The organism is Stenotrophomonas pictorum JCM 9942 (assembly GCF_001310775.1).
GTDB lineage: Bacteria > Pseudomonadota > Gammaproteobacteria > Xanthomonadales > Xanthomonadaceae > Stenotrophomonas > Stenotrophomonas pictorum.
In genome coordinates this window covers 1-4,949 of record NZ_BAZI01000210.1, presented here as the reverse complement: position 1 = coordinate 4,949, position 4,949 = coordinate 1, and the positions used below count along the sequence as shown (strand labels likewise).

At 63.4% G+C, this 4,949-nt stretch carries 6 protein-coding genes and 1 pseudogene; 3 read left to right on the top strand and 4 right to left on the bottom strand.

Annotation, left to right across the window (positions count from 1 at the left end):
* From JCM9942_RS10850 to JCM9942_RS10840, 3 genes and pseudogenes are all read right to left on the bottom strand, one after another.
* Positions 1 to 352, bottom strand: a pseudogene (locus JCM9942_RS10850) (secretion protein HlyD); the annotation flags it as partial.
* A gap of 212 nt (positions 353 to 564) precedes the next feature.
* Positions 565 to 798, bottom strand: a complete 234-nt coding sequence (locus JCM9942_RS20755; RefSeq protein WP_425478346.1) for a hypothetical protein — start codon at positions 796 to 798, stop codon at positions 565 to 567.
* A 67-nt stretch (positions 799 to 865) separates the two neighbouring features.
* Positions 866 to 1,474: a TetR/AcrR family transcriptional regulator gene (locus JCM9942_RS10840; RefSeq protein WP_054659618.1), complete on the bottom strand. Its 609-nt coding sequence runs from the start codon at positions 1,472 to 1,474 to the stop codon at positions 866 to 868.
* A 212-nt stretch (positions 1,475 to 1,686) separates the two neighbouring features.
* Between JCM9942_RS10840 and JCM9942_RS10835 the strand changes: the two genes are divergently transcribed.
* Together JCM9942_RS10835 and JCM9942_RS10830 are read left to right on the top strand one after the other, a co-directional pair.
* Positions 1,687 to 2,631 carry a LysR family transcriptional regulator gene (locus JCM9942_RS10835; RefSeq protein ID WP_054659616.1) on the top strand — a complete coding sequence of 315 codons (945 nt, stop codon included), beginning with the start codon at positions 1,687 to 1,689 and terminating at the stop codon, positions 2,629 to 2,631.
* Positions 2,628 to 2,906 carry an EexN family lipoprotein gene (locus JCM9942_RS10830; RefSeq protein ID WP_016448822.1) on the top strand — a complete coding sequence of 93 codons (279 nt, stop codon included), beginning with the start codon at positions 2,628 to 2,630 and terminating at the stop codon, positions 2,904 to 2,906. The genes JCM9942_RS10835 and JCM9942_RS10830 overlap by 4 nt, the downstream gene beginning before the upstream one ends.
* Here the strand turns inward: JCM9942_RS10830 and JCM9942_RS19055 are convergent.
* A complete protein-coding gene (locus JCM9942_RS19055; protein ID WP_139286363.1) occupies positions 2,873 to 3,148 on the bottom strand; it encodes a hypothetical protein in 276 nt (91 codons plus the stop codon). The two genes, JCM9942_RS10830 and JCM9942_RS19055, sit on opposite strands and share 34 nt — an antisense overlap.
* On the opposite strand from JCM9942_RS19055, the gene JCM9942_RS10825 reads away from it, so the two are divergent.
* Positions 3,143 to 4,949, top strand: a 1,807-nt coding sequence (locus tag JCM9942_RS10825) for a conjugal transfer protein TraG (RefSeq protein WP_054659620.1), incomplete at its 3' end; no start/stop codon positions are given. The two genes, JCM9942_RS19055 and JCM9942_RS10825, sit on opposite strands and share 6 nt — an antisense overlap.

Here is a 4,949-nt window from a genome sequence, read left to right as displayed (position 1 = left end):
TGATTTCCTGCGGTCGCAGGCCGCGGCGCAGCTTGGCCAGTTCCGCCTGCGCCACCTGCACCTGGGCCTGTGCTGCCGCAAGTGCTTCCCGATAGGGTTGCGCGTCAAGCGCCGCCAGGCGCGCGCCCGCGCTGACGGCATCGCCCTCATCGAAAGCCATTTGCATCACGCGCCCGGGCTGACGGAAGGCCAGTTGCACCTCGCGGATGTCGACGTTGCCGTAGAGGCGCAATGCATCTTGTTGTCCATGGTCGCGCGACAACCAGAACGCCAGTGCGCCGCCAAGAGCGAGCACGACGACGGCGATCACGACCCAACGGGTTTTCTTGAAGAGGAGGTTTGGAGTTTTCATCGATGGGTTTCCGCTGGATAAAGGTGCTCAGTGCTCGCGTGCGACCGGCGCATTCGCCGCTGACCGGCGCCAGGCGATGGCCGCTATGCCAGCCCACACCAACGTGCGCAGCGTCATGGCGACCACCGTGCGTCGCTCCCAGGCGCCACCCAGAGCCACATGCACTCCGAAAGCCAGGAACACGAGTGCGGTCGCCACCGTGATGACAATCGCTAACCACGCGGCCCAGCGCCGGCGCATCCACAAGCCGACGCCGGCGACGATGTAGCGAACCCGGCCAGAAAGTTGAACCAGAGCACGAAAGGCACATAGTGGCCGGCAGCCTGGCGCGCCGCGCCGTCGACAAACAGGACTGCGCCGCCTTCCCAGATAGTCATCAGGCCAAAACCGATCGCAATCAAGGAGACCACGCGCATCCAGATCGCGCATCCGCTGTGTGCCGTCATGTTCGTTGCTCCCGATTTGTGGAAGGGTTTGGAGGTCGCAGTCGCGCTTGCGGAGAAGACAGGTGTTTCATGTGTTGCTTTCGATGCCACGGCGATAGATGGCAAACACGGCTGGTGCGTCACGGCGGATGCGACTGACCTTGCCCGCCAACAGCGACTGCATGACCAGTCCCTGGATCGTGCCGATGAACAACACGGCGGCGGCATCCACATCCAGTCCCGCATCCAGTTCGCCCTGCGCCTTGCCGGCTTCGAGCAGGCGATGCAACCGCTCGCCGTAGTGATGAATCAAGGTCTGCACCATTCGCTTAGGCAGGGTCTCTCCAGGTCGCTGCAATTCGCCGAAGAGCATCCTCGGCACACCCGGGTGCTCGGACACGAAGTCGATATGCGTCATGAAGACCGCCTCAAGGGCTGCGACCGGGGACGTAGTGCCTTCTGCTGCCTTGTCCACCCGAGCTAGCAGGCGTTCCGTGACCCAGGACATCACCGCCTGCAGGATGGCGTCCTTGGTCGGGAAGTGACGAAACAGCGCCCCCTGGGTCAGCCCCATGCGCTGTGCGATGGCTGTGGTCGTGATGTCGCTGGGGTTCTGCTCGGCGGCCAAGTCGACCACCGCCTCGACTGTGGCCGCGCGCCGCTCATCGGCCGGTAGATGCTTGGGGTGTCCACTCATTGCTTGCGCATCCGAAAGTAAGTAATCTATTACTATCTTATCACCATGCAAGCTTGCCGCAAGAGGGGAAGCGCGAAAAGGAGACCGCAATGGACAGCAGAACCGTGATCTCAGACGACCGGCAACGGTCGATTTCGGGCAGGCGCAAATGTCGCCCTCCGCGCCTTGTTGGCGGAGGGGAACAGGCACATCACAAGCCCGGCGGGATGTAAGTGGAACTGCGCCATCTTCGGTGCTTCGTCGCCGTCGCTGAAGAACTCCACTTCGCTCGCGCCGCCGAGCGGCTGCACATCGAGCAGTCGCCGCTGTCGCGGGCCATCAAGGAACTGGAAGAAGAACTCGGCGTGATGCTGTTTGCCCGCACCACGCGCAGTACGCGGCTGACCCATGCCGGAACATTGTTCTTGGAGCATGTGCGTCGTGTGTTTGCTGCCTTGGAGCAAGCGCGAGAGAGCGTGAAAGCAGCGGCAAACGGTTTTCACGGGCAGTTGCGCGTGGCCTTGTCGGATGGCATCACGCCGTCGCGCCTGCCCGCCTTACTGGCGTTGTGTCGCCAGGAAGAACCCGAGGTCGAGATCCGCTTTTTCGAAGTGTCACTATCGCAGCAGATCAAAGGGCTGCATGATAATCTGTACGACGTGGGGTTTGCCCAATCCGACGAAGTGGGCGACGGCATCGTCACTTTGCCCGCTTGGAGCGATGCACTCATGGTGGCAGTGCCGGCCCGGCATCCGCTGCTGGCCTACAAGCGTATTCCCTTGGACGAGTTGCTGCGCTACCCGCTGGTCTTGTGCGATCCGCAAGTGTGTGAGGGCCACGCCAAGCACGTTGAACGAGTGCTGCGTCGTGCTGACATGGAACCACTGATCGCAGAACGGGTTGCCACCTGCGATCTGATGATGGCACTGGTATCGGCCGGCTTCGCGCTTGGACTAGCGGGCGCTGCACACATCGCCGCCAGCCGTGAGCCGGGTGTCGTAGCTCGACCGCTGGCGTCGCGAGTGCCACCACTTACGACCTACTTGCTCCGTCTCGACGGCAATCCGTCTGATGAACTGGCACGTTTCGTTGAGCGCGTGCAGACCATCGAGTTGCCGGAAACTCCTAGGGCCATACGAGGCCGAAACCCTGATCCCCCGGAGGAATTGATGCCATGAAGAAGGCCATCCCATTCTTGTTGGCGGCCATCCTGACCGCCTGCGGTCAGGCCGAGACGCCTCAGAAGGCCATCAGTTCAGAACCGGACATCCCGACAGTGGAAGAACTGGCGGCCAACCCCGAACGGCTCAAAGAACTGCGCCAGCAATGCAAAACCGACCGCCCGAAGCTCGGCGACGTGCTGTGCAACCGGGTGGCCGAGGCCACGCGCAAGCGGTTCTACGGCGATGGCGAAACCCCTTACACGCCGCCGAAGGAATCGCCCAAGTTCTGATTGTTGGCGGATAGCCGTTTCGCCTTCATTTTTTTGTTCGACACGCCGCAATGCGCCTTCGCTTGCGGCGTTTTTCTTTGGTTCGACACCGCGCGAACTCCGTCTTTTTGCTCGACCTTTCTGCTGAAAATGGTCTTTGACCGGCACTGACCCGGCACCGAACCTGACGCCTGCGGCACGTCCTTGTGCCGCTCTTTCCATGAGGAAAAAGCGCAGGAGAAATCGGAGGCCAGGTCATGCAAGGGACGAACGTGCTGTTCGGTCAGATTGCCGTGGTATTCGGCATCGTGATCGCCGGAGTGTGGGGCGCCACACAATGGACAGCAGCAGCCCTTGGCTACCAAGTACGCCTTGGCTCGCCCTGGTTCGGCCTACTTGGCACGTCGATCTACCACCCCTGGAAGCTGTTTGAGTGGTGGTTCTTCTTCGGCGCTTATGAGCCGGAGGTCTTCGACACCGGCGGCGCCATTGCCGGCGCCAGCGGCATGGTCGCCGTGGGCGTTGCCATCGCCATGTCGGTCTGGCGCTCGCGCCAAGCGCGTCTGGTCACGACCTACGGCTCTGCGCGCTGGGCGAACGCGCAGGACATTCGCAAAGCCGGCCTCACACAGCCGGCCGGCGTGTTCCTCGGCCAGCATGATCGTCAATACCTACGGCATGAAGGGCCGGAACACGTCCTGACCTTCGCGCCCACGCGCTCGGGCAAAGGCGTCGGCCTGGTGGTGCCGACGCTGCTGTCCTGGCCCGCGTCGGCCGTCATCCACGACATCAAGGGCGAGAACTGGCAGATCACCGCAGGCTGGCGCTCGCGTTTCTCGCATTGCCTGCTGTTCAACCCGACCGATGCGAAATCGGCGGCCTATAACCCACTGCTGGAAGTGCGGCGCGGCGCGCACGAAGTGCGCGACGTGCAGAACATCGCGGACATTCTGGTCGATCCCGAAGGCGCACTGGAGAAGCGCAACCATTGGGAGAAGACCAGTCACGCGCTGCTGGTCGGGGCCATTCTGCATGTGCTCTACGCGGGTGCAGACAAGACGCTGCGCGGCGTCGCCAACTTCCTATCTGACCCGGCCAGCCCCTTCGCGCTGACCTTGCACCGGATGATGACCACGCCCCACCTGGGCGATGGGCCGCATCCTGTCGTCGCTTCGGCGGCGCGCGAAGTGCTCAACAAGTCGGACAACGAGCGTTCCGGCGTGTTGAGCACCGCCATGTCGTTCCTCGGTCTGTACCGCGATCCCACGGTGGCCGAAGTCACGTCGCGCTGCGACTGGCGCATCGCCGACCTGATCGCCGCCGAGCATCCGGTGTCGCTGTATCTGGTGGTTCCGCCCTCGGACATTTCGCGGACGAAGCCGCTCATTCGCCTGATCCTCAACCAGATCGGCCGGCGCCTCACCGAATCGCTCGACGGCTCCGACGGCATCGAGCGCCGCCACAAGCTGCTGCTGATGCTCGATGAATTTCCGGCGCTGGGGCGCCTGGACTTCTTCGAGACGGCGCTGGCCTTCATGGCGGGCTACGGCATCCGCAGCTTCCTCATTGCGCAGTCGCTCAACCAGATCGACAAGGCGTATGGGCAAAACCACTCCATCCTCGACAACTGCCATGTGCGCGTGACGTTCGCCACGAACGACGAGCGCACCGCCAAACGGATTTCCGAGACGCTGGGCACGGCCACCGAGCTGCGCGCCCAGCGCAACTACGCGGGCCACCGGCTCGCGCCGTGGCTGGGCCACCTGATGGTGTCGCGCCAGGAAACCGCGCGCCCGCTGCTGACGCCGGGCGAAGTCATGCAGCTTCCGCCTGACGAGGCCGTGGTGATGGTGTCCAGCGTAGCGCCGATCAAGGCGAAGAAGCTGCGCTACTACGCGGACGCCAATTTCAAGCGTCGCGTGCTGCCACCGCCCACGCTAGCGGACGGGCAGTACGCAGACGCGCCGCCGTCGCGGCCCGACGACTGGAGCGGGCTGGCGATTCCGTCCGTGCCCGCTGCGCCTGCCACGGCATCCGCCGATGGCCTGGAGAACTTGGCTTCGG